This window comes from Cryobacterium mannosilyticum, assembly GCF_004402705.1.
Lineage (GTDB): Bacteria > Actinomycetota > Actinomycetes > Actinomycetales > Microbacteriaceae > Cryobacterium > Cryobacterium mannosilyticum.
In genome coordinates this window covers 222,461-247,433 of sequence record NZ_SOFM01000010.1, presented here as the reverse complement: position 1 = coordinate 247,433, position 24,973 = coordinate 222,461, and the positions used below count along the sequence as shown (strand labels likewise).

The following is a 24,973-nucleotide window of genomic DNA, read 5'->3' as shown; positions in this document are numbered from 1 at the left end:
TACTGCAGGGGGGACCCTGTGGGAGAGTAGGACACCGCCGGACTTAACTTAGCAACAAGTGAAATGGCCACCCAATGGGTGGCCATTTTGCGTTAAGCCTTACGCTGTTCAAGGCAGTCGAAAAGGCAGACCAATTACACAGGAGACACAGTGAGCCCAACAGGTACGCACGGAGACGACGCACGAAACGGCGGCCGGGACGATCGGCGTTCCGGCGGCAACCAGGGCGGCCGGCCACAGGGCGGACGCGGCGGCGACAATCGCCAGTCCGGTCCTCCCTCGGGTGGCGAGCGCGGTTCCGGCGGTTATCAGGGTCGCAACGACCGCGCGCAGGGCGGCGGTGAGCGTGCGCCCTATCGTGGCAATTCCGATCGCCCGCAGCGTGATGGCGAGCGTCCTCCGTACCGTGGCAATTCCGATCGCCCGCAGCGTGATGGCGAGCGTCCTCCGTACCGCGGGAACTCCGATCGACCCCAGCGTGACGGCGAACGCCCCCCGTACCGCGGGAACTCCGATCGACCCCAGCGTGACGGCGAACGCCCCCCGTACCGCGGGAACTCCGACCGTCCGTCCGGTGGCGCTGAGCGCAAGCCGTGGGCGAAGGATGGCGAGCGGGCTCCGTACCGCGGCAACTCCGACCGTCCCTCCAGTGGCGGCGAGCGTCCCCCGTACCGTGGCAACTCCGATCGTCCGTCCGGTGGCGGCGAGCGTCCCCCGTACCGCGGGAACTCTGATCGTCCCTCCGGCGGCGCCGAGCGCAAGCCGTGGGCGAAGGACGGGGAGCGGGCTCCCTACCGCGGCAACTCCGACCGTCCCCAGCAGGGGGGCGAGCGTCCTCCCTACCGTGGCAACTCCGATCGTCCGTCCGGCGGCGCCGAGCGCAAGCCGTGGGCGAAGGATGGCGAGCGTCCCCCGTACCGTGGCAACTCCGACCGTCCCTCCGGCGGCGCCGAGCGCAAGCCCTGGGCCAAGGACGGCGAACGCACCGAGCGCCCGCGCACGGATGGCGACCGCAAGCCGTGGGGCAACGCCACACAGCGCGGCGGATCGCCGAACCGTGCCGGTGCCCCGCGTGACGCCGGCAAGAAGCTGTGGACCCGCGAGGGTGCTCCGGCACGCGGCGATCGTGACGCCCGCGTCGTCGAAGAGGAGATGACCGAAGAGCAGCGCATGCAGCGTGAGCTGCGTTCGGTGCGTCCCCGCCACGACGACCCGGAACTTCCCGACGACGTCACGTCGCAGGACCTCGACCGGATCGCCCGCAACGAACTCAAGACCCTGAGCAAGGACAACGCGGAGGCCGTGGGCCGTCACCTCGCCATGGCCGCCCGTGTCATCGACGAGGACCCGGAGCTCGCTCACCGCCACGTCATGTCGGCCGCCCGTCGGGCCGGCCGCATCGCCGTGGTGCGCGAGAGCCTGGCGATCACCGCCTACGCGACCGGCGACTTCGCCCTCGCCCTGCGCGAACTGCGCACCTACCGGAGGATCTCCGGCTCCAACGACCAGCTTCCCCTGATGGTGGACAGCGAACGCGGCGTCGGACGCCCCGACCGCGCGCTCGAGCTGGGCCGGTCCGTCGACCGGGCGACCCTGCCGGCATCCGTTCAGGTGGCCCTGGCCATTGCGATGTCGGGCGCCCGCCTCGACCTGGGGGAGACCGAGGCCGCGCTGAGCGAACTCGAGATTCCGCAGCTCGACCCGAAGACCGCGTTCTCCTACAGCGCTGAGCTGTTCGCCGCCTACGCCGAGGTGCTCGAAGAGCTCGGCCGTGAAGACGAGGCCGAACTCTGGACCGAACGCGCCGAGCGCGCGGATGCGGCCGTCTCGGGCGCGTCGGATGCGGACGAGACCATCGAGATCCTCGAGATCGAGGACGACGAGTTCGAGGACGAGGAGGACAGCGACGAGCAGGACGACGACGAGCAGGACGACGACGAGCAGGACACCGACCCGGAGGTCTCGACAAGTTCGACCACCGGCGCGGACGACGAGGGCCAGCAGGAGCAGGATGCTGAGGCGTCGCCGCGTGGTTGAGCCGAAGACCCCGCTGTCCGGCGTCGACGTGGTGCTCGCTGACCTCGACGGTGTCGTCTACACCGGCCCGGGCGCGATCCCGTTCGCGGTGGAGAGTCTCAACCGCGCGGCCGAGACCATGCGGGTGGGCTACCTCACCAACAATGCGTCCCGCACCGACCAGACCGTGGCCGACCACCTGAGCGAGCTGGGCCTCGGGGCGGTGGCGACGGATGTCGTCACCTCACCCCAGGCCGCCGTGCGCCTGCTGGCCGACGAGGTGCCTGCGGGCGCTCTCGTGCTCGTGATCGGCGGCGAGGGTCTCGTCGTCGAGGTCGAAAAGGGTGGCTTCGTCGTCACCCGATCGGCCGACGACCTGCCGGCCGCGGTCATCCAGGGCTTCTCGCCCGACCTCGGCTGGAAGGACCTCGCGGAGGCCGCGTTCGCGCTGCACCCCCGCGCCGACGGCGTCGAGATCCCCTGGATCGCCACCAACACCGACTGGACCATCCCCGTCGCCCGCGGCATCGCCCCCGGAAACGGTACCCTCGTCTCCGCCGTGCACACCGCCGTCGGTCGCCTGCCGATCGTGGCCGGCAAGCCGGAGGTCGCCATCTTCACGGAGGCCGTCAACCGGTTCGGGGCCAGCCAGGCCCTGTTCATCGGCGACCGCCTCGACACCGACATCCTCGGCGCGAACCGGGCCGGCATCCCCGCCGTGCTCGTGCTCACCGGGATCGACAAGGCGAAACAGGCCCTCGCGGCCGACGCCGCCTCCCGGCCCCGCTACATCCTCGACGACCTGCGCCAGCTGCACGAGCCGTACCCGGAGACCGTGTTCTCCAAGGACGGCACGTCGGCGACGGTTGACGGGGCCACCGTGCGCCTGCGCGGCGCGGATGTCGAGGTCGTCGCCGAAGGCGACGGCGCGATCAACCTGCTCCGGGCCGCCTGCGCCGTGATCTGGGCCTCCGGGCGCCCGATCTACGGCCTGAATGTTCCGGAGCGACTGTATCTCTGACGGTAACGTTGAAGGCGTGACAGAGCACTCCACCCCGACGCCGGGACCGGCGCCCTCGCCGCGCACCCCGTCGGCAGACGTTTCGACCAGCGAGCCGGCGGATTTCGTTTCCACCCTCGACGCGATCGAGAACCAGCCGCTCGAGGAGCGCGCCGCGGCCTATGTGCAGCTGCACGACCGCCTGCGCGATCACCTCGAGGGCGGCGACGTTCCGCGATCGACCGACGCATGATCGGGAACCCGATGAACGACGACAGCCAGGCCGAGTCCACCGCGCCTGAACCGATGGACACGCCCCAGACGGATGCCGGCCAGCCGGATGCCAGCCAGCCACACGCCGGCCAGGGCGAGCCCGAGCAGGCCCCGCCCGGCGCCTCCCTGCCCGAACGCGCGCCGGACCAGCGCCTCGACACCGCCCTCGCCGAGCGCGGCCTGGCCCGCTCCCGCACGGTCGCCGCGCAGCTGATCACCGGCGGGCTCGTCACCGTCGACGGCAAACCGGTCGTCAAGGCATCCGCCAAGGTGCGGGGCACGCAGCTGATCGAGGTGGCCGCGACCGACCACTACGTCAGCCGCGGGGCGCACAAGCTCATCGCCGCGCTCGACGCCTTCGCCCTGCCGGTGACGGGCCGCACCGTGCTCGACGCCGGGGCGTCCACCGGCGGGTTCAGCCAGGTGCTGCTCGAACGCGGTGCCGCCCGGGTGCTCGCCGTCGACGTCGGCCACGGGCAGCTCGCGCCGCTCCTGGCCACCGAGCCACGGTTCACCCTCGTCGAGGGCTTCAATCTGCGCTACTCCACCGCCGAGTCGCTTGCCGCGGCATCCGGCGTCGACGCCCGGGCCGACCTGGTGGTCGCCGACCTCTCCTTCATCTCCCTGCCGATGGTGCTCCCGGCCCTGGTCGCCACCGCCGCGCAGGGCGCCGACTTCGTGCTGCTGATCAAACCGCAATTCGAGGTCGGCAAGGGCAGCATCCGGGAAGGGATCGTGCACGACCCCGGCCTGCGCGCCGACGCCATCGCCGGCGTGCTCTGGGCGGCCTGGGACCTGGGCCTCCGCACGAACGGCCTGATCGCGTCGCCGATCGCCGGCGGTGCCGGCAACCGGGAGTATCTCTGCTGGCTGAGCCGCGACGTGGGCACGAATCCGACAGAATGGATCGACCGGACAACGGCACTGGTGGGAGCCTGACGACATGACTGCAGCACGCCACATCCTCGTCGTCGCGCACACCGGGCGGCAGGATTCCCTCGAGGCCGCCGTCACCGTGTGCGAGCAGCTGCTCGCGGCCGGCGCGGTGCCCGTGCTGGCGCCCAACGAACGCGCCGACCTGCTCGCCTCCTGCCCCGCGCTCGACGGACAGCTCGCCATCCTGCACGAGACGGTCGACGTCACCGACCTCGAGCTCGTCGTCGTGCTCGGCGGCGACGGCACCATCCTCCGCGCCGCGGAGATCGTGCGCGGCTGCTCCGCGCCGCTGCTCGGGATCAACCTCGGCCACGTCGGCTTCCTCGCCGAGAGCGAGCGCGACGACCTCGGCGAGGCCGTGCGCCGCGCCCTGTCCCGCGACTACCTGGTCGAGGAGCGGATGGCCCTCGCCGTGCGCGTGAAGCTCGGCGACGACGTCATCTACGAGACCTGGGCGCTGAACGAGGCCACGGTCGAGAAGGCCAGCCGGGAACGGATGCTCGAGGTCGTCATCGAGGTCGACGGCCGCCCGCTCTCCTCCTTCGGCTGCGACGGCGTGGTCATGTCCACGCCCACCGGGTCGACCGCCTACGCGTTCTCCGCCGGCGGGCCGATCGTCTGGCCGAGTCTGGACGCCCTGCTGCTCGTGCCGCTGAGCGCGCACGCCCTATTCGCCCGCCCGCTCGTCGTCGGCCCGGACTCGTCCCTGGCCGTCGAGGTCGTCGCCCGCACCGGCGCCACCGCAGTGCTCTGCGCCGACGGCCGCCGGGTGCACGACCTCCCGCCCGGGGCGCGCGTGATCGTGCGCCGCTCGCCCATCCCGGTGCGGCTGGCCCGGCTGCACAGCGGCCCGTTCACCGACCGCCTGGTGAACAAGTTCAACCTGCCGGTCACCGGCTGGAGAGGCCCGGTCGGGCGTGAGTGAGCCCCGCGTGAGTGAGCCCCGCGTGAGTGAGCCCCGCATGACTGAGCCCCGGGTGAGCCGGCCCAGCGTGAGCACGCCCCGGCGATCCGGCGTGAGCGGGCCCCGGTCATGATCGACGAACTCATCATCAGGGACCTCGGCGTGATCGCCGAGGCGACCCTGCCGCTCGGCCCGGGGTTCACCGCGGTCACCGGCGAGACCGGCGCGGGCAAGACCATGGTCGTCACCGCGCTCGGCCTGCTGCTCGGCGAACGCGCCGACCCCGGGCTCGTGCGCCAGGGCCAGGCCCAGACCTGGGTCGAGGGCCGGTGGCTGATCCCCGCCGACGGCGCCGTCGCCGGCCGGGTGCGGGACGCCGGGGGAGACCTCGACGGCGGCGAACTCATCCTCAGCCGCTCGGTCTCCGCCGAGGGCCGCAGCCGGGCCGTCGTCGGCGGGCGCGGCGCCCCCGCGAGCGTGCTCAGCGACCTCGGCGGCGACCTCGTCGTCGTGCACGGCCAGTCCGACCAGGTGCGCCTGCGCTCGGCGACCGCCCAGCGCGCGGCGCTCGACCGGTTCGCCGGCCCGGAGCTCGCCGACACCCTCTACCGGTTCACCGAGGTCTTCCACCGCTGGCAGGACCGCCAGGGCGAACTGTCGCTGCTCGTCGACGAACAGGACCAGCGCAGCCAGGAGGCCGCCGAGCTCCGCGACGCGATCGACGAGATCGAACGGATCGCCCCCCAGCGCGGCGAGGACGACGAACTGGCCGCGCGCGCCGAACGCCTCGGCAACCTGGAGGAACTCCGGGTCGCGGCCGCGCAGGCCCGCGAATTCCTCTCCGCCGAGGAGAACCCCGACGGGCTCCCGGATGCCGTCGCCCTGCTCGACTCCGCCCGCCGCCAGCTCGAACGGGCCGGCGAGCACGACCCGGCCCTGCCTCCGATGGCCGAGGCCCTCGCGGGCGCCGGCTTCGTCGTCGCCGACGTCGCCGCCCAGCTCTCCAGCTACCTCGCCGGCCTCGACGCCGACGGCGCCCGCGAACTCGAGGTCGTGCAGGAACGCCGTGCGGTCCTCACCGCGCTGGCCCGCAAGTACGACGGCGGCCTCGACGAGGCCGTCGAATTCCTCGACACCGGCAGTTCCCGGCTGCTCGAACTGGACAGCGACACCGACCGCATCGACGCCCTCCGCGCCGAGACCGAGGCCGACCGGCTGGTCGTGGAGCAGCTCGCCGACCGACTCACCGGCATCCGCCTGGCCGCCGCCGAACGCCTCGGAACGGCCGTCACCGCTGAACTGGGCGCCCTGGCGATGCCGGATGCCGCCCTCGTCGTCGAGGTCGACAGCCGCCCCGAGATCACCGCCACGGGCCGCGACCTCGTGCGGATCCTGCTGCGACCGCACGCCGGGGCCGAGCCGCGCAGCCTGGCGCGCGGGGCATCCGGCGGCGAGCTCTCCCGGGTGATGCTCGCGATCGAGGTCGTCATCAACGCGACCGACCCGGTTCCCACGTTCGTCTTCGACGAGGTCGACGCCGGTGTCGGCGGGGCGGCGGCGATCGAGATCGGCCGGCGACTCGCCCGGCTCGCCGAGACCGCCCAGGTGATCGTGGTCACCCACCTCGCCCAGGTGGCGGCGTTCGCCGGCAACCACCTCAGCGTCGTCAAGGACAGCGACGGCGCCGTCACGGCCAGCAGCGTGCGGCAGTTGCACGGCGACGAACGGGCCGCCGAGATGGCCCGGCTCCTCTCCGGGCTGCCCGATTCCGCGAGCGGGCTCGAACACGCCCGTGAGCTCATTTCCCTCGCCCGCACCAACAGAACGGCCCAGCCAGAGTGATAGAGTCGAAGCCCGTGGTGGAAAATAAAAGCACGGACAAATCAGACGGCATCAATCTCAATACGACGGTCAAGCACATCTTCGTGACCGGTGGTGTCGTTTCCTCATTGGGCAAAGGCCTGACGGCGGCAAGCCTCGGCAATCTCCTGACCGCGAGCGGTTTGCGCGTCGTCATGCAGAAGCTCGATCCCTATCTCAACGTGGACCCGGGCACGATGAACCCGTTCCAGCACGGCGAGGTCTTCGTGACCGACGACGGCGCGGAGACCGACCTCGACATCGGCCACTACGAGCGGTTCCTCGACATCAACCTCAACCAGGCTGCGAACGTCACCACCGGCCAGGTCTACTCGCAGGTCATCGCCAGGGAACGCCGGGGCGAGTACCTCGGCGACACTGTGCAGGTCATCCCGCACATCACCGACGAGATCAAGCGACGGATGCGCCTCCAGGCCGACGACGAACCGCGCCCCGACGTGATCATCACCGAAATCGGCGGCACCGTCGGCGACATCGAGTCCCAGCCGTTCCTCGAGGCAGCCCGCCAGGTGCGCCACGAGCTCGGCCGCAAGAACGTCTTCTTCGTGCATGTCTCCCTGGTGCCGTTCATGGCCGCCTCCGGCGAGCAGAAGACCAAGCCCACCCAGCACTCCGTCGCCGCCCTCCGCTCGATCGGAATCCAGCCCGACGCGCTCGTGCTGCGCAGCGACCGGCCCGTCTCCGAGTCGAACAAGCGCAAGATCGCGCTCATGTGCGACGTCGACGAAGACGCCGTCGTCAACGCGATCGACGTACCCAGCATCTACGAGATCCCCACCATGCTGCACGAGCAGGGCCTGGACCGGTACATCACCGACCTGCTCGACCTCCCGGTCACCAAGGTCGACTGGACCGCCTGGCAGAAGGTGCTCGACGCCGTGCGCGAGCCCAAGCACGAGGTCACCATCGGCCTGGTCGGCAAGTACATCGACCTTCCCGACGCGTACCTCTCGGTGACCGAGGCCCTCCGCGCCGGCGGGTTCGCCAACCAGACCAAGGTCAAGATCAACTGGATCGCCTCCGACGAGTGCGAGACCGACGAGGGCGCGGTCCGCCACCTCAGCGAACTCGACGGCATCTGCGTGCCCGGCGGTTTCGGCGTGCGCGGCATCGAGGGCAAGCTCGGCGCCCTCCGCTTCGCCCGGGAGAACGGCATCCCCGTGCTCGGCCTGTGCCTCGGCCTGCAGTGCATGGTGATCGAATACGCCCGCAACAAGGCCGGCCTGATCGGCGCCTCCTCCTCCGAGTTCGACCCGGAGACCGAGTTCCCCGTGATCGCGACCATGGAGGAGCAGGTCGAGATCATCGCCGGCGGCGACCTGGGCGGCACCATGCGCCTCGGCCTCTACCCGGCCACCCTCGCCGAGGGTTCGCTCGTTTCCGAGCTCTACGGGGCCCCTGAGGCCTCCGAGCGGCACCGTCACCGCTACGAGGTGAACAACGCGTTCCGGGAACAGATCGCGGATGCCGGCATGTGGTTCTCCGGAACCTCGCCCGACCGCCACCTGGTCGAGTACGTCGAACTCAAGCGCGAGGAGCACCCGTTCTACGTCGGCACCCAGGCTCACCCTGAGCTGCGCAGCCGGCCGAGCCACGCGCATCCGCTCTTCCGCGGTCTGATCGGCGCGGCCCTCGACCGCCAGCAGGCCAGCCGCCTGTTCGAGGTTGAGGTCAAGGTCGAGGCCTAGGCCTTGGTCGACACCGCGCTGAACGCCGAGAACACCGACGGCGCGGCGTCCTCGGCGCTGCTCGCCGACGAGTTCGCGTTCGCCCCCGTCACCGACACCGGGATCGTCTTCGACGGCAAGGTCTGGGACGTGCGCCGCGACACGTTCGACTACGCCGGCTCCGGGATCGTGCGCGAGTACCTCGACCACCCCGGCGCCGTGGCGATCCTCGCCCTTGACGACGAGGACCGGGTGCTGCTGATCAAGCAGTACCGGCACCCGGTGCGCGCCCGGGAGTGGGAACTCCCCGCCGGGCTGCTCGACGAAGACGGCGAACACCCGCTGATCGGGGCGCAGCGCGAGCTCGCCGAGGAGGCCGACGTCACCGCCGCCGACTGGGACGTGCTCAGCGAGTTCTACACCTCGCCGGGCGGCAGCAACGAGGTCATCCGGATCTACCTGGCCCGCGGCCTGGCCGCCGCCACCGACGCGTTCGAACGCACCGACGAGGAAGCCGACATCGAGATCCGTTGGGTGCCGCTGGACGACTGCGTCGACGCCGTTCTCGCCCGCCGGCTGCAGAATCCGTCGCTCGTGATCGGCGTGCTCGCCGCCCACGCGTCCCGGGCCCGCGGCTGGAGCTCGCTGGCCGCCGCGGACACCCCGTGGCCGCGGCATCCGGTCAACTGGGACCACTCGGTGTGATCGCCCGGGCGGCTGTGGATTCGTACCTGCGGCACGTCGCGATCGAACGCGGGCTGAGCGCCAACACGGTCGCCGCATACCGGCGGGACCTCGTCATCTACGCCGGCTGGCTCGCCGGGCACGAGCTCACCGACCTGCGGGCGATCACCTCGCTGCACGTGTCCGAGTTCGTGCGGTTCCTGAGCCTGCGCGAAGAGTCGCCGCTGACGGCGGCGTCGATCGCGCGCATCCTCTCGACCGTGCGCGGGTTCCACCGGTTCCTGCTCGAAGAGGGCACGGTCGAAACGGATGTCGCGCACGAGTCGAAACCGCCCAGGCTCGGCACCCGGCTGCCCAAGGCCATCTCGATCGAACAGGTGACCGCGCTGTTAGACGCCACCGACGGCGACGACGTGCAGGCGCTGCGCGACAAGGCCCTGCTCGAGCTGCTCTACGCCACGGGCGCCCGGGTCTCCGAGGCGGTGAACCTCAACGTGGACGACGTGCTCGAAACGGATGTCGTGCGGCTGACCGGCAAGGGCGACAAGCAGCGGATCGTGCCGGTGGGCAGCTTCGCCCGGAAGGCCATCGACGCGTACCTGGTGCGGGCGCGGCCGATGCTCTCCGGGCGCGGCAAGGCCACGCCCGCGCTGTTCCTCGGGCTCCGCGGCCAGCGGGTGAGCCGGCAGAACGCGTGGCTGATCATCCGGGCGGCAGCGGAGCGCGCCGGCCTGGACGGGCACGTGTCGCCGCACACACTCCGGCACTCCTTCGCCACCCACCTGCTCGCCGGCGGCGCCGACGTGCGGGTCGTGCAGGAACTGCTCGGGCACTCGTCGGTCGCGACAACCCAGATCTACACCCTGGTCACCGTCGACACCCTGCGCGACATGTACACGACCGCGCACCCGCGCGCCCGCTGACGCGCGGCCTGGGGGAGACGCGGGGTCTCGACGGGCTCGACCGCCGGGGATGGAGCGTGTCGAAATCAACCGGATCGGGGCGGGAGCGGCGCTTTTCGGCGATCCTTGCGAGCGGGAGCCGATCCGATCGCTACACTCGACACAGTGATGGGTGCAGGACGGATCGAGGACATCTCAGTGGCGCGTAAGCAGGGTGACCGGATACTACTCCCCGGTTTCGAGGACGTACCAGTCGGTGCTACCGGGCGCCCGAAACGCGAATTCGACGAGCCGGAGCCTCTCAAGAGCCACGGTCCGGCGCGCATCATCTCGCTGTGCAACCAGAAGGGCGGCGTGGGCAAGACCACGACCACCATCAACCTGGGTGCCGCCCTGGCCGCGTACGGCCGTCGCGTGCTTGCGATCGACTTCGACCCGCAGGGCGCGCTCTCCGCCGGCCTCGGCGTGCCGACGCACGACGTCACCACCATCTACGACCTGCTGCTCAGCGGCTCGGTCAACCCGAGCGACGCGATCCAGAAGACCTCGGTCGAGAACCTCGACATCATCCCGGCCAACATCGACCTGTCCGCCGCGGAGGTGCACCTCGTCAACGAGGTCGCCCGCGAGCAGATCCTCGCCCGGGTGCTGCGCAAGATCTCCGGCGACTACGACGTCATCCTGATCGACTGCCAGCCCTCCCTCGGAATCCTCACCGTGAACGCACTCACGGCGAGCCACGGCGTGCTCATCCCGCTCGAGTGCGAGTTCTTCGCCCTGCGCGGCGTCGCCCTCCTGATCGAGACCATCGACAAGGTGCGCGACCGGCTGAACCCGGCCATCGAACTGGACGGCATCCTCGCCACGATGTACGACTCCCGCACCCTGCACTCCCGCGAGGTGCTCGATCGGGTCGTCGACGCGTTCGGCGACAGCGTGCTCGAGACCGTCATCGGCCGCACGGTCAAGTTCCCCGACGCATCCGTCGCCGGTGTTCCGATCACCGAGTTCGCGCCAGAGCACGCGGCAGCCAAGGCGTACAAGCAGGCGGCGCGGGAACTGATCCAGCGTGGCGCCGTCGCCTGACGCGGCCGCTCCGAAAGCATTCTCGGTTGCCCTCGGCAACTTCGAGGGCCCGTTCGACCTGCTGCTCAGCCTGATCAGCAAGCACGAACTGGACATCACCGAGATCTCGCTCAGCCGGGTCACCGACGAGTTCATCGGCTACCTGCGCGGGCTCGACCAGACCGAAGAGCTCGACCAGGCCACCCAGTTCCTCGTCGTCGCCGCGACCCTGCTCGACCTCAAGGTCGCCGGGCTGCTGCCGCAGGGCGAACTCGTCGACGCGGAGGACGTGGCCCTGCTCGAGGCCCGCGACCTGCTGTTCGCCCGGCTGCTGCAGTACCGCGCGTTCAAGACCGCCTCGGCCTGGTTCCTCGGCCGGATGGACACCGAGGCCACCCGGCACGTGCGCTCGGTGCGGCTCGAGGAGAAGTACCGCGCCCAGACGCCCGAACTGGTCTGGACGCTCTCGCTCGGCGACTTCGCCGCCCTCGCGGCGCTCGCGCTCACCCCGCGGGAGCTGCCCACCGTGGGCCTGGACCACCTGCACGCGCCGCTGGTGAGCATCCGGGAACAGGCGGCCTACATCGTGTCGATGCTGCGCCCGGGGGAGACCCTCACCTTCCGCGAACTCATCGTCGGCGCGGAGCTCAAGGGCGTCGTGATCGCCCGTTTCCTGGCCGTGCTGGAGCTCTACCGGCACGGCGCCATCTCCTTCGACCAGCTCGAACCGCTCGGCGACCTCAGCCTGCACTGGAGCGCCGAAAACTGGTCCGAAGCCAACCTCGCCGACCTCGGAGCCGACTATGACGCTTGACGCCGTGCACACCAGCGACCCCGCCGCTGACCCGATAACCGGCCCGGCCCTGGCCGGCACCGTGCAGGATGCCGCGGGCGGGCTTGCCCCGATCGAGCGCAAACTCGAGGCCCTGCTCATGGTCGCCGACGAACCGCAGAGCCTGATCCACCTGGCCACGGCCGTCGACCGCCCCCTGAAAGACGTCAAAGCGGCCATCGCCCGACTGGTCGCCGACTTCGACGGCGTCGCGGGCACCGTGCGCCGCGGTTTCGAACTGCGCGAAGTCGCCGGCGGCTGGCGCATCTACGTGCGCCCCGAATACGACCTGGTCGTCGCCGATTTCGTGCTCACCCAGAACCCGAGCCAGCTGTCCCAGGCCGCCCTCGAGACCCTCGCCGTGATCGCGTACAAGCAACCAATCAGCCGCGGCGCTGTAGCCTCGATTCGGGCCGTTAATGTTGACTCGGTCGTGCGTACCCTCCTGGGTCGAGGTTTGATCACCGAGGCCTTCACCGACAGCGAGACCGGCGCGATCAACTACGCCACCACCGACCTGTTGCTCAGCCAGCTTGGAATCAACACGCTGGACGAGCTGCCATACATATCGCCGTTGCTCGCAGACGGCGCAGACGGATTTGAGGACCTTCCATGACCACCGACCCCCAGGGCACCCCGACCAACCCGGATGCCGCCGCAGACGGCGTGCGCCTGCAGAAGGTCATGGCCTCCGCCGGCGTCGCCTCCCGCCGCGTCTCCGAAGACCTGATCGCCGCCGGCCGGGTGCGCGTGAACGGCAAGGTCGTCACCGAACTCGGCCGTCGCATCCACCCCGACACCGACAAGATCGCCGTGGACAACATCGCCGTGCAGCTGGACACCACCCGCCGCTACGTGATGCTCAACAAGCCCGTCGGCGTGGTCTCCTCCATGCAGGACGAGAGCGGCCGGCCCGACCTGCGCGAGTTCACCGACCAGTTCGAGGAACGGCTCTTCAACGTCGGCCGCCTCGACGCGATGACCAGCGGCCTGCTCATCCTCACCAACGACGGTGACCTCGCGCACGTGCTCGCGCACCCCTCGTTCGGCGTCACCAAGACCTACATCGCCAAGGTGGAGGGCCGCGTCTCCGCGCAGACCATCGGCCTGCTGCAGAGCGGCATCGAACTCGACGACGGCCCCATCTCCGCCGACAAGGCCCGCATCCTGACCAGCCCTCCCGGCGACGGTTTCAGCCTGGTCGAGCTCACCCTGCACTCCGGCCGCAACCGGATCGTGCGCCGCATGATGGAGGCCGTCGGCCACCCCGTCGTCGACCTCGTGCGCCGCCAGTTCGGCCCGCTGCACCTCGGTACCCTCCGGGTCGGCGACGTGCGCGACCTGACCAAGGCGGAACTGGGCCAGCTGCTCACCGTGTCCCGCGCCGAAACCAAGGACTAGTTCCGAACACCAGGAGAACCACCATGGTCGAGAGTCGACTGATCGGACCGGTGCGCGTCGTCGGCGCGGGCCTGCTGGGCACCAGCATCGGCCTCGGCCTGCGCAACCGGGGCATCGACGTGATCCTCGCCGACGCGTCGCCGACCAACCTGAGCATCGCCGTCGACTACGGCGCCGGCCGCGCCGCCGCCCCCGGCGACGCACCCCAGCTGATCGTCGTCTGCGTTCCCCCCGACGTGACCGCCGAGATCGTCGCCCGCGAGCTGGAGGCGTTCCCGCAGGCGATCGTGACGGATGTCGCCAGCGTCAAACTCGCGCCCCTCGCCGAGCTCACGGCCTGCGGCGCCGACGTGTCCCGCTACATCGGCGGTCACCCGCTGGCCGGCCGTGAACGCGGGGGACCCCTCGCCGGCCGCGCCGACCTGTTCGTCGGCCGGCCCTGGGTCGTCGCCGCGCACGACGCGATCAGCTACCAGCAGGCCACCGCGATCGACGACCTCATCCTCGACCTCGGCGCGATCCTGGTCGAGATGACCCCCGAAGAGCACGACCGCGGCGTCGCCCTGATCTCCCACGTTCCCCAGGTCGTCTCCACGATCATGGCCCGCCGGTTGACGGATGCCCCCGCCTCCGCCCTCAACCTCGCCGGCCAGGGCCTGCGCGACGTGACCCGGGTCGCGGCCAGCGACCCCGAACTGTGGGTGCAGATCCTCGGCGCGAACGCCCAGCCCGTGCGGGACATCCTGCTCGCCTACCGCGACGACCTCGACCGGTTCATCGACGCCCTCGCCGACCCGGCCGCGCCCGGCGCACGGCGCAAGGTCGCCGAGGAACTCGCCGGCGGCAACGCCGGGGTGGCCCGGCTGCCCGGCAAGCACGGCCAGGACCGCCGGTTCGTGTCGCTGAGCGTGATGGTCGACGACACCCCGGGCCAGCTGGCCCGGCTGCTGGCCGAGATCGGTGAGGTCGGCGTGAACCTCGAAGACCTCCGGCTCGAACACTCGCCGGGCGCCCAACTGGGCCTGGCCGAAATTTCCGTTCTCCCCGAAGCGGTTTCCCGCCTCACCGAAGAGCTGGCCGCCCGCGGCTGGCGGATTGCTGGTTAGAACTATGGGACGTCATTCCCGCCCCCACCTCGTCGCGATCGACGGGCCGGCCGGCAGCGGCAAGTCCAGCGTCAGCCGCGCCGTCGCCCGCCGGCTCGGCTTCGACTACCTCGACACCGGCGCCGCCTACCGGGCCCTGGCCTGGTACGTGCTCTCGAAGAAGATCGACCCGGCCGACGCACCGACGGTCATCGCCGCGCTCGGCGGCTTCGACTACTCGATCGGAATCGAACCCGACCGGTACTACGTGCAGGTGGGCGACACCGTCGTCACCGACTTGATCCGGGAGCCGGAGGTGTCGGCCGCGGTGAGCGCCGTGGCCCACATTCCCGAGGTGCGCAGCTACCTCACGAAACTGTTCCGCACCATCGCCGCCGGCTCCCCGCGCACCGGCGTGGTGATCGAAGGACGGGACATCACCACCGTCGTGGCCCCCGAGGCGGAGGTGCGCATTCTCCTTACCGCATCCGAAGAGGCTAGAATGGTTAGGCGCTCTGCGGAAATATCGACCCAATCGGCTGAAACCGTGGCAGAACAGTTGCGATCGAGGGATCGCGCTGACTCCCAGGTAGTCGAATTCATGAGCGCCGCAGACGGTGTGATCACCGTCGACTCCACCCATCTCGACTTCGACCAGACCATTGACGCGGTCATCGATGTCATCAATACACGCCGCGAGGAACTCGCATGAATAACAACGACTTCGACGACACGATCCCAGCCATCGACACGGAACTGGTCTCACGACTGGACGACCTCGATGAAGACCTGGTCACCCGGCGCGCCGCCGCCCTCCGCACCGGACTCGACGAGTACGAGCTCGACGACGAGGACTTCGACGTTCTCGACTCTGTGACGGACGACCCCGACGCCATCCAGTACCTGCCGGCCCTGCCGGTGATCGCCATTGTCGGCCGCCCGAACGTGGGCAAGTCCGCACTGGTGAACCGCATCCTCGGCCGCCGTGAGGCCGTCGTGGAGGACACCCCCGGTGTCACCCGCGACCGCGTCACCTACAAGGGCGAATGGCACGAACGCAAGTTCAGCCTCGTCGACACCGGCGGCTGGGAGCCCGACGCCAAGGGCATCGACGCATCCGTCGCCGCCCAGGCCGAACTGGCCATCGAACTCTGCGACGTCGTCATGTTCGTCGTCGACGCGAACGTGGGACCGACCTCCACCGACGAGGCCGTCGTGCGCCTGCTGCGCAAGGCCGGCCGGCCGGTCTTCCTCGTCGCCAACAAGGTCGACGACATCCGCCAGGAGCCCGAAGCGGCCAGCCTGTGGGCGCTCGGCCTCGGCCAGCCGTGGCCGGTCTCCGCGCTGCACGGTCGCGGCGTCGCCGACCTGCTCGACGCGATCCTCGAAAAGCTCCCCGAAATCTCCGCCGTCGCCAAGCAGGAGGTCGGCGGCCCCCGCCGCGTGGCCATCCTCGGCCGCCCGAACGTGGGCAAGTCCAGCCTGCTGAACAAGGTCGTCGGCGAGGAGCGCGTTGTCGTCAACGAGCTCGCCGGCACCACCCGCGACCCGGTCGACGAGCAGGTCGAGCTCGGCGGCAGGGTGTGGCGCTTCGTCGACACCGCCGGCATCCGTCGCCGCGTGCACCTCTCGCAGGGCGCCGACTTCTACGCCTCGCTCCGCACGAGCGCCGCCCTCGAAAAGGCCGAGGTCGCCGTCGTGCTCATCGACGTCACCGAGGTAATCAGCGAGCAGGACGTGCGCGTGATCGACCTCGTGCTCGAGTCCGGCCGTGCGCTGGTGCTCGCGTTCAACAAGTGGGACCAGATCGACGACGACCGTCGCCGCTACCTGGAGCGTGAGATCGAGCAGGACCTCGCCCACGTGGCCTGGGCTCCGCGCGTGAACATCTCGGCCAAGACCGGCCGCCACATGGAGAAGCTCGTTCCGGCGCTGGAGACCGCGCTCGAGGCGTGGGACACCCGCATCGCCACCGGCAAGTTCAACGCGTTCCTCGCCGAACTCGCCGCCGAGCACCCGCACCCCGTGCGCAGCGGCAAGCAGCCGCGCATCCTGTTCGGCACCCAGGCCTCCAGCCGCCCGCCGACCTTCGTCATCTTCACCACCGGGTTCCTCGACCCGGGCTACCGCCGGTTCATCCAGCGCCGCCTGCGCGAGACCTACGGCTTCGTGGGAAGCCCGATCAACATCAGCATGCGCGTGCGCGAGAAGCGCAAGCGCTAGGGAGTTGTTCGAGCGAAACGCGCGCGTCCTTCGGGGTGCGCGCGTTTTGCGTTACCGCCCGGCTCAAGGGATCTCATCCGGGGCTCGACCACCGGGCGGGTCAGCGGGTGGGGGCGGGCAGCTGGCGCTCGGGCGCGTGGAGGCGGGTCATGATCTTCGTGATGCCGCCCGGGCGGCGGCCTCGGGTGAGCAGCGAGACGCCCACCATCACGGCGAAGGCCGCCGGCACCGTCCATGCGGCGGGCTGCGCCAACAGCTCCTGGCCCGGCCCGGCCAGGGGCCCCAGCACCCGGCCGGCCACGATCGCCCCGCCGCAGAGCGCGGCGCCGGCGAGCATCCCGGCGATCGCACCCGCGTCGGTGAGACCGCGCCACCAGATGCCCAGCAGCAGCAGGGGACAGATCGTCGACGCCGTGAAGGCGAAGACCAGGCCGACGCTCCCGGCCAGCTGCATCGAATCGGTGAGCAGCGCGACGCCGAGCGGCACCAGGGTGGAGAACACGGCGGCGACGCGGAAGCCGAGCACGCGTCCGCCGAGCACGTCCTGGCTGATCACCCCGGCGATGGAGACCACGAGCCCCGACGTGGTCGAGAGGAACGCGGCGAACGCCCCGGCGATCACAAGAGCGGTGAGGACATCCCCGGCCAGGCCGGGAACCAGCCGTCCGGGCAGAAGCAACACCAGCGCATCCGGTGTGCCGCCGGTGGCGATGTCGGGGGTGAACGCACGCCCGAGCACTCCGTACACGGTGGGGAACAGGTAGAAGACCGACAGGAGCCCGATCACGATCAGGGTCGTGCGGCGGGCGGAGGGTCCGTCGGGGTTCGTGTAGAAGCGCACCAGCACGTGCGGCAGGCCCAGCGTGCCGAACAATAGGGCGACGACCAGCGAGATGTCCCGGTAGGCGTCGGCCACGGGGGAGGTGGCCGGGGCGGATGCGAACGGCTCGGCCACCGCCGCGACCGAGAGTCCCGAGTTGCCCATGATGATCAGGATCAACACGATCGGTAGGGCGATCGCCGTGAACTTGAGCCAGAACTGGAACGCCTGCACGAAGGTGATCGACCGCATCCCGCCGGTCACCACCGTGACGCAGACGACGACGGCGACCGCCACGGAGCCGACCCACGACGGCAACCCGGTGGCGATGCTCATGGTCAGTGCGGCGCCGTGCAGTTGGGGCACGATGTAGAACCAGCCCACCATCACCACCAGAGCGCTCGTCACTCGTCGCGCCGCCACCGACTCCAGCCTCGCCTCGGTGAAGTCGGGGATCGTGTACGCGCCCGACCGGCGCAGCGGCGCCGCCACGAACAGGAGCAGCATCAGGTAGCCGGCGGTGTAGCCGATGGGGAACCAGAGCGCATCCGACCCGGAGATGAGGATGAGCCCGGCGACGCCGAGGTAGCTGGCGGCCGAGAGGTACTCTCCGCCGATGGCGGAGGCGTTCCACCACGGCCGCACCGTGCGGGAGGCCACGTAGAAGTCCTCGGTGGTGCGCGAGATGCGGAGGCCGTAGAAGCCGATCCCCGCCGTCACGGTGAACAGCCCGATCAGGGCCGCGTAGCCCGCCCAGGCGTTCATGCGCCGTCGACCAGGGCGAGGTACCTGGCCTCGTTGCGGGCCGCGGCCCGCACGTGCAGCCACGCGCTCAGCAGGATGATCGGGTACACGCCGACGCCGAGCGCCAGCCAGGAAAAGGGCACCCCGAGGAACTCGGCCTGATCCAGACCCGGCACGTACGCGATCAGCAAGGGAAAGGCCAGCAGAATGAGGAGGAACCCGACGGCGACGACCACCGCGAGGAGCAGCTGCGAGCGGATCAGGGAACGCACATACACCTGGCCCACCTCGGACAGCTCGGCGACCGCGCCGGCCACCGGGCGGCCGGGTGCGCGCCGGGCCTGGGCGATGGGCGCCGTGACCCTGACCCGGCGCGGCGGGATCGGTGCGCCGGGGCCCGCCCCGGCGGGAGGCTCCGGCGTCATGACGACGGCCGGATTCTGGTGGCCTCGAGCTTCTCTCGAAGGTCCGGCAGGTGCCTTCGGCTCACGGGCAGTTCCGCCCCGTTGGTGACGATGGTCGGCCGGGCGGCACCCAGTTTCGCCTGGGTGATGTGCGACATCGAGACCAGATAGGAGCGGTGGATGCGGAGGAACCCGGCATCGGCCCACTGTTTCTCCAGGTCGGCGAGCGGAACCCGGATGAGGTAGCTCGATTCGTCGGTGTGCAACCGGGCATAGTCGCCCTGGGCCTGCACGTAGCGAACCTCGTCACGGCGGATCATCTTCTTCAGTCCGCCGAGATCCACGGTGATGAGCGTCGGCGGGGTGGTCTCGGCCATCGCGAGGGTCTCGATCACCCTGGCCACCGACTTGGCGAGCCGTTCGGCGCGCACGGGCTTGAGCAGGTAGTCGACCGCGGCCAGTTCGAAGGCCTTCACGGCGTGGTCCTCGTCGGCGGTGACGAAGACCACGGCCGGGGACCCGGCGGAGCGAGACACCGCATGGGCGATGTCGAGACCGGACAGCCCGGGCATGTGGATGTCGAGGAACAGTGCATCGACGCGCTCGTGATCGAGGATGCGCAGCGCCTCCGATCCCGACGAGGCGCGGTGAATGGTGCCCACCCGTTCATCTCGGCCGAGCAGGAACGCAAGCTCGTCGAGGGCCGGGAGCTCGTCATCGGCGATGAGGACACTGATCATGACGCCAGTCTCTCAGGCACGGGGTGCGCCGGTCACGAAGCGAGGTCAGGTCGGGGCTGGGATTTCGGCACCCGCAGGGTGATCAGGGTGCCGGCGCCGGGGGCGGTGTCGATCACGAGGCCGTGGTCGTCGCCGTAGACCTGGCGCAGGCGGGAATCGACGTTGCGGAGACCGACGTGGTCGCTGGCGCTGTACCCGGCGAGCACGGAGCGCAGGTGCTCCGGCTCGATCCCTACGCCGTCGTCCTCGATCGTCACCTCCACGAAGGCGCCGGCCACCTGGGCCGCGATGGCAATGTGACCGACGCCCTCCTTGTCGTCCAGCCCGTGGCGCACCGCGTTCTCGACCAGCGGCTGCAGGCTGAGAAAGGGAATGACGGTGCTCAGCACCTCGGGAGCGATGGTCAGGGTGACCTGCAGCCGGTCGCCGAATCGGGCCCGTTCGAGCTTCAGGTAGTGCTCGATGCAGCCCAGCTCCTCGGCGACGGTGGTGAAATCCCCGTGCCGGCGAAACGAGTACCGGGTGAAGTCCGCGAACTCCAGAACCAGGTCGCGGGCCTTGGCCGGGTCGGTGTTGATGAAGGACGCGATGGCATTGAGGGAGTTGTAGATGAAGTGCGGGCTGATCTGGGCTCGCAGGGCGCGCACCTCGGCCTCCATCAGGAGAGTGCGGGAGGACTGCAGCTCGGCCAGTTCCACCTGGGCGGCCACCCAGTCCGCCACCTCGCCAGTCGCGCGCACGAGGCCCGGCTTGACCCGGGGTGCGTAGGCGACGACCGTGCCCACGATGCGGGAGCCGGAACGGATCGGCGCGACGACGGCCTCCTTCAGCTTGGCGTCGTGGGGCACCGCCTCGCGAACCACCTGGGGTCGACCGGTGGCCAGCACCTTCGAGGCGAGATCGATGGCCCCGCCACGGTGCTCCTCCCCGGCGCCGTCCCAGGCCAGCAGGCCCGAGACATCCGTGATGGCCAGCGCCTCGCAGCCCAGCAGACCGCGCAGATGCCGACCGGCCTTCGCGGCGCCGGCGGGCTCCAGCCCGTTGCGCAGATGCTTGCCGGCCAGCGACGCGGAGTGCAGCGTCGTGTAGGTGGCCTGCTCGGCGTCCGTGCCGAGTTCCCGCCAGGACCTGAGCAGCCTGAAGCCCACGGCGCCGACGACCGCGATCGTCAAAGTGATGACGACCACGCCAACGACGACCACGGCGAGCAACGGCGACTCGGGCATGGTGCTAACACTAACCGGCACGCTTCGGGGCAATCCGCCGTTCGGCGCAGGGTGACCGCCGCTCGGCGATGGAACCGGGTCGGTTGCTCGCCGCAGCTCGGGGCGTGCGGGAGAGTGATCGGCATCGCACCAGACCACCGGTTCGTATGAATGCTCTATCAATGAAGAGGAGAAAATCATGGGCAATGTCGCCCTGGAAGAGGAAGTCGACGCGGTCATTCCCGCGGAAGCCTTCCACCGAGTGCAGGAATCAGCCGAGTTTCAGGAACTGCGCAAACGCCACCGCAGCTTCGTTTTCCCCGTGGCCATTGCATTCCTGCTCTGGTACTTGGCCTACGTGCTGCTGGCCGGCTACGCCCACGACTTCATGTCGACCAAGGTGTTCGGCAGCATCAACATCGGACTGCTGCTCGGCCTGGCTCAGATCGTGAGCACCTTCGCGATCACCACCTGGTACGTCAGCTACGCGGGCCGCCGGCTCGACCCGATCGCCGCAGGCATCCGTCATGAGATCGAGGGCCCGCTCGCCGCAGCCACGAAGGAGTCCAAGTGAACATCCACCTCGCCGCCGCGGCATCGTCCCCGGGTAACCCGGTTCTCAACATCAGCATCTTCGGCGCGTTCGTCGCCATCACGCTGATCATCGTTCTGCGGGCCAGCCGCAACAACAAGACCGCGGCCGACTACTACGCGGCCGGCCGCTCCTTCACCGGCGGCCAGAACGGTACCGCCATCGCCGGCGACTACCTCTCCGCAGCCTCGTTCCTCGGCATCGTCGGAGCCATCGCCATCACCGGCTACGACGGCTTCATGTATTCCATCGGCTTCCTCGTGGCCTGGCTCGTCGCGCTCCTGCTCGTCGCCGAGCTGCTGCGCAACACCGGCAAGTACACGATGGCGGATGTGCTCTCCTTCCGACTGAAGCAGCGTCCGGTGCGGATCGCGGCCGCGATCACCACCCTGGTCGTCTGCTTCTTCTACCTCCTGGCCCAGATGGCCGGAGCGGGCGGGCTCGTCTCGCTGCTGCTCGGCATCAACGACAAGGTCGGCCAGTCCGTCGTGATCACCATCGTCGGCACCCTGATGATCGTCTACGTGCTCATCGGCGGGATGAAGGGCACCACCTGGGTGCAGATCATCAAGGCCGTTCTGCTCATCGCCGGCGCCGCCGTGATGACCGTGTGGACGCTGGCGCTGCACGGCTTCAACCTCTCGACCCTGCTCGACCACGCCGTGGAGACCGCGGGCAACCCCGAGATCCTCAACCCCGGTTTGAAGTACGGCCTGTCCGACATCACCCAGCTCGACTTCATCTCCCTGGCCCTGGCGCTGGTTCTCGGCACCGCGGCGCTGCCGCACGTGCTGATGCGCTTCTACACCGTTCCGACGGCCAAGGAGGCTCGTCGCTCGGTTGTGTGGGCGATCTGGCTCATCGGCGGGTTCTACATCTTCACCCTGGTTCTGGGCTACGGCGCGGCGGCACTGATCGGCGCCGACCGCATCCTCGCTTCCCCGGGTGGCGTCAACTCCGCGGCCCCGCTGCTGGCCTTCGAGCTCGGCGGGCCCGTGCTGCTCGGCCTGATCTCCGCGGTCGCGTTCGCGACGATCCTCGCCGTTGTGGCCGGCCTCACGATCACTGCCGCGGCATCCTTCGCCCACGACATCTACGCGAGCGTCTTCAAGAAGGGCAAGGCCCGTCCGGAGGACGAGGTCAAGGTGGCCCGCCGCACCGTGATCATCATCGGCATCGTCGCGATCATCGGTGGCATCGGCGCCAACGGTCAGAACGTGGCGTTCCTGGTGGCCCTGGCGTTCGCCGTGGCGGCCTCCGCCAACCTGCCCACCATTCTCTACTCGCTGTTCTGGAAGAAGTTCAGCACCCAGGGCGCCGTGTGGAGCATGTACGGCGGACTGTCCTCGGCCATCCTCCTGATCGCGCTGTCCCCGGTCGTCTCCGGTTCACCGACGTCGATGATCCCCGGCGCCGACTTCGCCATCTTCCCGCTCAGCAACCCGGGCCTGATCTCCATCCCGCTCGCGTTCGTGCTCGGCTGGCTCGGCACCGTGCTGGACAAGGTTCCACGCGACGAGGCCAAGCAGGTCGAAATGGAGGTGCGTTCGCTCACCGGCGTCGGCGCCGAGAAGGAGGCGGTGAGCCACTGATGAACAGGGAAACCATCACCCACACCGGTCCGGATGTCCCGCGCCTCTTCGCACCGACCGAGCAGTTCCAGGCGCAGGCCAATGCCGACGCGTCGCACTACGAGCACGCCGACCGGGACAGCGAGCACTTCTGGGCGACCCAGGCCGAGAACCTGGTCTGGACCCAGCCCTGGGACGAGGTGCTCGATTGGTCGAACCCGCCCAACGCGCGCTGGTTCCACGGCGGCAAGCTCAACGTGGCGTACAACTGCCTCGACCGGCACGTCGAGTCGGGGCACGGCGACCAGGTTGCGCTGCACTGGGTGGGCGAACCGGGCGACACCCGGGACATCACCTACGCGCAGCTCACCGACGAGGTCTGCCGGGCGGCGAACGCGCTGAGCTCCCTCGGGCTGGTCGCCGGCGACCGGGTTGTCATCCAGTTGCCGATGATCCCGGAGGCGGTCGTCTCCATGCTCGCCTGCGCGCGGCTGGGTCTCGTGCACAGCGTCGTCTTCGGCGGATTCGCGCCGGCGGCGCTGCGCGCCAGGGTGGACGACGCCGCGGCGCGAGTGGTGATCACCTCCGACGGTCAGTACCGGCGAGGGGTCGGCGCACCGATGAAGGAGAACGTGGACGAGGCGCTGGGGGGCGCCGAAACCGTGGAGAAGGTGATCGTGGTGCGCCGGGTGGGGGAGCCCGTCGCCATGCAGGAGGGTCGCGACCTCTGGTGGCACGACCTGGTCGGCTCCCAGTCGGCCGAGCACGAGCCCGAGTCGTTCGACGCGGAGCATCCTCTGTTCATCCTCTACACGTCGGGCACGACCGGGAAGCCCAAGGGGATCCTGCACACCTCGGGCGGCTACCTCACCCAGGTGGCGTACACGCACCGGGCCGTGTTCGACCTCAAGCCGGACACCGACGTGTACTGGTGCGGGGCCGACGTGGGCTGGATCACCGGGCACAGCTACATCGTCTACGGGCCGCTCGCGAACCGGGCGACCCAGGTGATGTACGAGGGCACCCCGAACACACCGCACGAGGGCCGGCACTTCGAGATCATCGAGAAATACGGGGTGACGATCTACTACATCGCCCCGACGCTGATCCGCACGTTCATGAAGTGGGGCGAACACATCCCGCAGGGCTACAACCTCGAGTCGGTGCGCCTGCTCGGCAGCGTGGGGGAGCCGATCAACCCGGAGGCGTGGATGTGGTACCACACCCACATCGGCCGGAGCACGACACCGATCGTGGACACGTGGTGGCAGACGGAGACCGGCGCGATCATGATCTCGCCGCTGCCCGGCCTCACCGCCACGAAACCGGGCTCGGCGCACCAGGCGTTGCCCGGCATCTCGGTGCGGGTCGTCGACGACCACGGCGAGACCGTGGAATCCGGCGGGGGCGGGTATCTCGTGATCGACAAGCCCTGGCCGGCCATGTCCCGCGGCATTTGGGGCGAGCCGGATCGCGCGCAGGAGGTGTACTGGGACCGGTTCAAGGCGCAGGGCTTCTACTTCGCCGGGGACGGGGCGAAGTACGACGAGCACGGTGACATCTGGCTGCTCGGCCGGGTCGACGATGTGATGAACATCTCCGGCCACCGCATCTCCACGGTGGAGGTGGAGTCGGCGCTGGTCTCGCATCCGATGGTGGCGGAGGCCGCCGTGGTGGGAGCCGCGGATGCGACGACCGGGCAGGCCATCGTGGCGTTCGTCATTCTCCGTGACCGGAACGACGACGACGTGCTCGACAATGAGTCGGTCGCCGCCGTGCTCAAGGCGCATGTAGCCGCGGAGATCGGGCCGATCGCCCGGCCGAAGCGCCTCCTGATCGTGCCCGAGCTGCCGAAGACGCGTTCGGGGAAGATCATGCGCCGTTTGCTGCGGGACGTGGCGGAGGGCCGGGACGTGGGCGACGTCGCCACCTTGGCGGACACCACGTCGATGCGCACCATCGCGACGAGCCTGGCGGGCGCGACCGCGTCCGCGTAGCTCGTGACGGTGGTCGAGCTTGTCGAGACCA

General features: G+C 69.8%; 23 protein-coding genes. 19 read left to right on the top strand and 4 right to left on the bottom strand.

The window, feature by feature from the left end:
- Nucleotides 1-150: 150 nt before the first annotated feature.
- The 16 genes from E3O32_RS17560 to der all read left to right on the top strand — a co-directional run bounded on the left by E3O32_RS17560 (nucleotide 151) and on the right by der (nucleotide 16,869).
- On the top strand, nucleotides 151-2,037 hold the full coding sequence (locus E3O32_RS17560) for a hypothetical protein (RefSeq protein ID WP_174776485.1): 1,887 nt from the start codon (nucleotides 151-153) through the stop codon (nucleotides 2,035-2,037).
- Nucleotides 2,012-3,037 carry an HAD-IIA family hydrolase gene (locus E3O32_RS05095; RefSeq protein ID WP_134507431.1) on the top strand — a complete coding sequence of 342 codons (1,026 nt, stop codon included), beginning with the start codon at nucleotides 2,012-2,014 and terminating at the stop codon, nucleotides 3,035-3,037. The genes E3O32_RS17560 and E3O32_RS05095 overlap by 26 nt, the downstream gene beginning before the upstream one ends.
- Nucleotides 3,038-3,053: 16 nt before the next feature.
- Nucleotides 3,054-3,269 (top strand): hypothetical protein, encoded by a 216-nt coding sequence (locus tag E3O32_RS05090; protein ID WP_134507430.1) that lies wholly within the window; start codon nucleotides 3,054-3,056, stop codon nucleotides 3,267-3,269.
- An 11-nt stretch (nucleotides 3,270-3,280) separates the two neighbouring features.
- Nucleotides 3,281-4,228, top strand: coding sequence for a TlyA family RNA methyltransferase (locus tag E3O32_RS05085; RefSeq protein ID WP_241974573.1), 948 nt, complete (start codon nucleotides 3,281-3,283; stop codon nucleotides 4,226-4,228).
- Nucleotides 4,229-4,232: 4 nt separating this feature from the next.
- Nucleotides 4,233-5,150 (top strand): NAD kinase, encoded by a 918-nt coding sequence (locus tag E3O32_RS05080; protein WP_134507429.1) that lies wholly within the window; start codon nucleotides 4,233-4,235, stop codon nucleotides 5,148-5,150.
- Between the two features lie 108 nt (nucleotides 5,151-5,258).
- A complete protein-coding gene (recN, locus tag E3O32_RS05075) occupies nucleotides 5,259-6,971 on the top strand; it encodes a DNA repair protein RecN (protein ID WP_134507428.1) in 1,713 nt (570 codons plus the stop codon).
- Between the two features lie 14 nt (nucleotides 6,972-6,985).
- Entirely contained in the window at nucleotides 6,986-8,698 is a 1,713-nt protein-coding gene (locus tag E3O32_RS05070; protein WP_134507427.1) for a CTP synthase, read from the top strand.
- A 3-nt stretch (nucleotides 8,699-8,701) separates the two neighbouring features.
- Nucleotides 8,702-9,382, top strand: a complete 681-nt coding sequence (locus tag E3O32_RS05065; protein ID WP_420898094.1) for an NUDIX domain-containing protein — start codon at nucleotides 8,702-8,704, stop codon at nucleotides 9,380-9,382.
- The gene (xerD, locus tag E3O32_RS05060) at nucleotides 9,343-10,284 is read left to right on the top strand and encodes a site-specific tyrosine recombinase XerD (protein ID WP_420898093.1); all 942 of its coding nucleotides are present in this window, start codon (nucleotides 9,343-9,345) and stop codon (nucleotides 10,282-10,284) included. Before E3O32_RS05065 ends, xerD begins: the two co-directional genes overlap by 40 nt.
- Nucleotides 10,285-10,431: 147 nt before the next feature.
- Entirely contained in the window at nucleotides 10,432-11,349 is a 918-nt protein-coding gene (locus E3O32_RS05055) for a ParA family protein (RefSeq protein ID WP_134507451.1), read from the top strand.
- On the top strand, nucleotides 11,333-12,142 hold the full coding sequence (locus E3O32_RS05050) for a segregation and condensation protein A (protein WP_134507425.1): 810 nt from the start codon (nucleotides 11,333-11,335) through the stop codon (nucleotides 12,140-12,142). Before E3O32_RS05055 ends, E3O32_RS05050 begins: the two co-directional genes overlap by 17 nt.
- Nucleotides 12,132-12,776 (top strand): SMC-Scp complex subunit ScpB, encoded by a 645-nt coding sequence (scpB, locus tag E3O32_RS05045; RefSeq protein WP_134507424.1) that lies wholly within the window; start codon nucleotides 12,132-12,134, stop codon nucleotides 12,774-12,776. The genes E3O32_RS05050 and scpB overlap by 11 nt, the downstream gene beginning before the upstream one ends.
- Nucleotides 12,773-13,561 (top strand): pseudouridine synthase, encoded by a 789-nt coding sequence (locus tag E3O32_RS05040; protein WP_134507423.1) that lies wholly within the window; start codon nucleotides 12,773-12,775, stop codon nucleotides 13,559-13,561. The genes scpB and E3O32_RS05040 overlap by 4 nt, the downstream gene beginning before the upstream one ends.
- A 23-nt stretch (nucleotides 13,562-13,584) precedes the next feature.
- Nucleotides 13,585-14,667, top strand: coding sequence for a prephenate dehydrogenase (locus E3O32_RS05035; RefSeq protein ID WP_134507422.1), 1,083 nt, complete (start codon nucleotides 13,585-13,587; stop codon nucleotides 14,665-14,667).
- A gap of 4 nt (nucleotides 14,668-14,671) precedes the next feature.
- Nucleotides 14,672-15,358 (top strand): (d)CMP kinase, encoded by a 687-nt coding sequence (cmk, locus tag E3O32_RS05030; RefSeq protein WP_134507421.1) that lies wholly within the window; start codon nucleotides 14,672-14,674, stop codon nucleotides 15,356-15,358.
- Entirely contained in the window at nucleotides 15,355-16,869 is a 1,515-nt protein-coding gene (gene der, locus E3O32_RS05025) for a ribosome biogenesis GTPase Der (protein ID WP_134507420.1), read from the top strand. Before cmk ends, der begins: the two co-directional genes overlap by 4 nt.
- Before the next feature lie 100 nt (nucleotides 16,870-16,969).
- On the opposite strand, the gene E3O32_RS05020 is transcribed toward der, so the two are convergent.
- From E3O32_RS05020 to E3O32_RS05005, 4 genes are read right to left on the bottom strand one after another with little or no spacing between them, the layout of a single operon-like run.
- Nucleotides 16,970-18,454 carry a sodium/solute symporter gene (locus E3O32_RS05020; protein WP_134507419.1) on the bottom strand — a complete coding sequence of 495 codons (1,485 nt, stop codon included), beginning with the start codon at nucleotides 18,452-18,454 and terminating at the stop codon, nucleotides 16,970-16,972.
- Nucleotides 18,451-18,858, bottom strand: coding sequence for a hypothetical protein (locus E3O32_RS05015; RefSeq protein ID WP_134507418.1), 408 nt, complete (start codon nucleotides 18,856-18,858; stop codon nucleotides 18,451-18,453). Before E3O32_RS05015 ends, E3O32_RS05020 begins: the two co-directional genes overlap by 4 nt.
- Nucleotides 18,855-19,577, bottom strand: coding sequence for a LytR/AlgR family response regulator transcription factor (locus E3O32_RS05010; protein WP_134507417.1), 723 nt, complete (start codon nucleotides 19,575-19,577; stop codon nucleotides 18,855-18,857). The genes E3O32_RS05015 and E3O32_RS05010 overlap by 4 nt, the downstream gene beginning before the upstream one ends.
- Nucleotides 19,578-19,609: 32 nt before the next feature.
- A complete protein-coding gene (locus E3O32_RS05005) occupies nucleotides 19,610-20,803 on the bottom strand; it encodes a histidine kinase (protein ID WP_134507416.1) in 1,194 nt (397 codons plus the stop codon).
- 178 nt (nucleotides 20,804-20,981) lie between these two features.
- On the opposite strand from E3O32_RS05005, the gene E3O32_RS05000 reads away from it, so the two are divergent.
- Genes E3O32_RS05000 through acs form a run of 3 tightly spaced genes read left to right on the top strand, consistent with a single transcriptional unit; the run spans nucleotide 20,982 to nucleotide 24,942 of the window.
- On the top strand, nucleotides 20,982-21,356 hold the full coding sequence (locus E3O32_RS05000; RefSeq protein ID WP_134507415.1) for a DUF485 domain-containing protein: 375 nt from the start codon (nucleotides 20,982-20,984) through the stop codon (nucleotides 21,354-21,356).
- Nucleotides 21,353-22,966 carry a solute symporter family protein gene (locus E3O32_RS04995; protein WP_134507414.1) on the top strand — a complete coding sequence of 538 codons (1,614 nt, stop codon included), beginning with the start codon at nucleotides 21,353-21,355 and terminating at the stop codon, nucleotides 22,964-22,966. The genes E3O32_RS05000 and E3O32_RS04995 overlap by 4 nt, the downstream gene beginning before the upstream one ends.
- Entirely contained in the window at nucleotides 22,966-24,942 is a 1,977-nt protein-coding gene (acs, locus tag E3O32_RS04990) for an acetate--CoA ligase (protein WP_134507413.1), read from the top strand. The genes E3O32_RS04995 and acs overlap by 1 nt, the downstream gene beginning before the upstream one ends.
- Nucleotides 24,943-24,973 lie beyond the last annotated feature (31 nt).

Coding starts and splice junctions, on each gene's coding strand:
- E3O32_RS05095 (WP_134507431.1), top strand. CDS start 2,012: ATGCTGAGGCGTCGCCGCGTGGTTGAGCCGAAGACCCCGCTGTCCGGC.
- E3O32_RS05085 (WP_241974573.1), top strand. CDS start 3,281: ATGAACGACGACAGCCAGGCCGAGTCCACCGCGCCTGAACCGATGGAC.
- E3O32_RS05080 (WP_134507429.1), top strand. CDS start 4,233: ATGACTGCAGCACGCCACATCCTCGTCGTCGCGCACACCGGGCGGCAG.
- recN (WP_134507428.1), top strand. CDS start 5,259: ATGATCGACGAACTCATCATCAGGGACCTCGGCGTGATCGCCGAGGCG.
- E3O32_RS05055 (WP_134507451.1), top strand. CDS start 10,432: ATGGGTGCAGGACGGATCGAGGACATCTCAGTGGCGCGTAAGCAGGGT.
- scpB (WP_134507424.1), top strand. CDS start 12,132: ATGACGCTTGACGCCGTGCACACCAGCGACCCCGCCGCTGACCCGATA.
- E3O32_RS05040 (WP_134507423.1), top strand. CDS start 12,773: ATGACCACCGACCCCCAGGGCACCCCGACCAACCCGGATGCCGCCGCA.
- E3O32_RS05035 (WP_134507422.1), top strand. CDS start 13,585: ATGGTCGAGAGTCGACTGATCGGACCGGTGCGCGTCGTCGGCGCGGGC.
- cmk (WP_134507421.1), top strand. CDS start 14,672: ATGGGACGTCATTCCCGCCCCCACCTCGTCGCGATCGACGGGCCGGCC.
- der (WP_134507420.1), top strand. CDS start 15,355: ATGAATAACAACGACTTCGACGACACGATCCCAGCCATCGACACGGAA.
- E3O32_RS05020 (WP_134507419.1), bottom strand. CDS start 18,454: ATGAACGCCTGGGCGGGCTACGCGGCCCTGATCGGGCTGTTCACCGTG.
- E3O32_RS05015 (WP_134507418.1), bottom strand. CDS start 18,858: ATGACGCCGGAGCCTCCCGCCGGGGCGGGCCCCGGCGCACCGATCCCG.
- E3O32_RS05010 (WP_134507417.1), bottom strand. CDS start 19,577: ATGATCAGTGTCCTCATCGCCGATGACGAGCTCCCGGCCCTCGACGAG.
- E3O32_RS05005 (WP_134507416.1), bottom strand. CDS start 20,803: ATGCCCGAGTCGCCGTTGCTCGCCGTGGTCGTCGTTGGCGTGGTCGTC.
- E3O32_RS05000 (WP_134507415.1), top strand. CDS start 20,982: ATGGGCAATGTCGCCCTGGAAGAGGAAGTCGACGCGGTCATTCCCGCG.
- acs (WP_134507413.1), top strand. CDS start 22,966: ATGAACAGGGAAACCATCACCCACACCGGTCCGGATGTCCCGCGCCTC.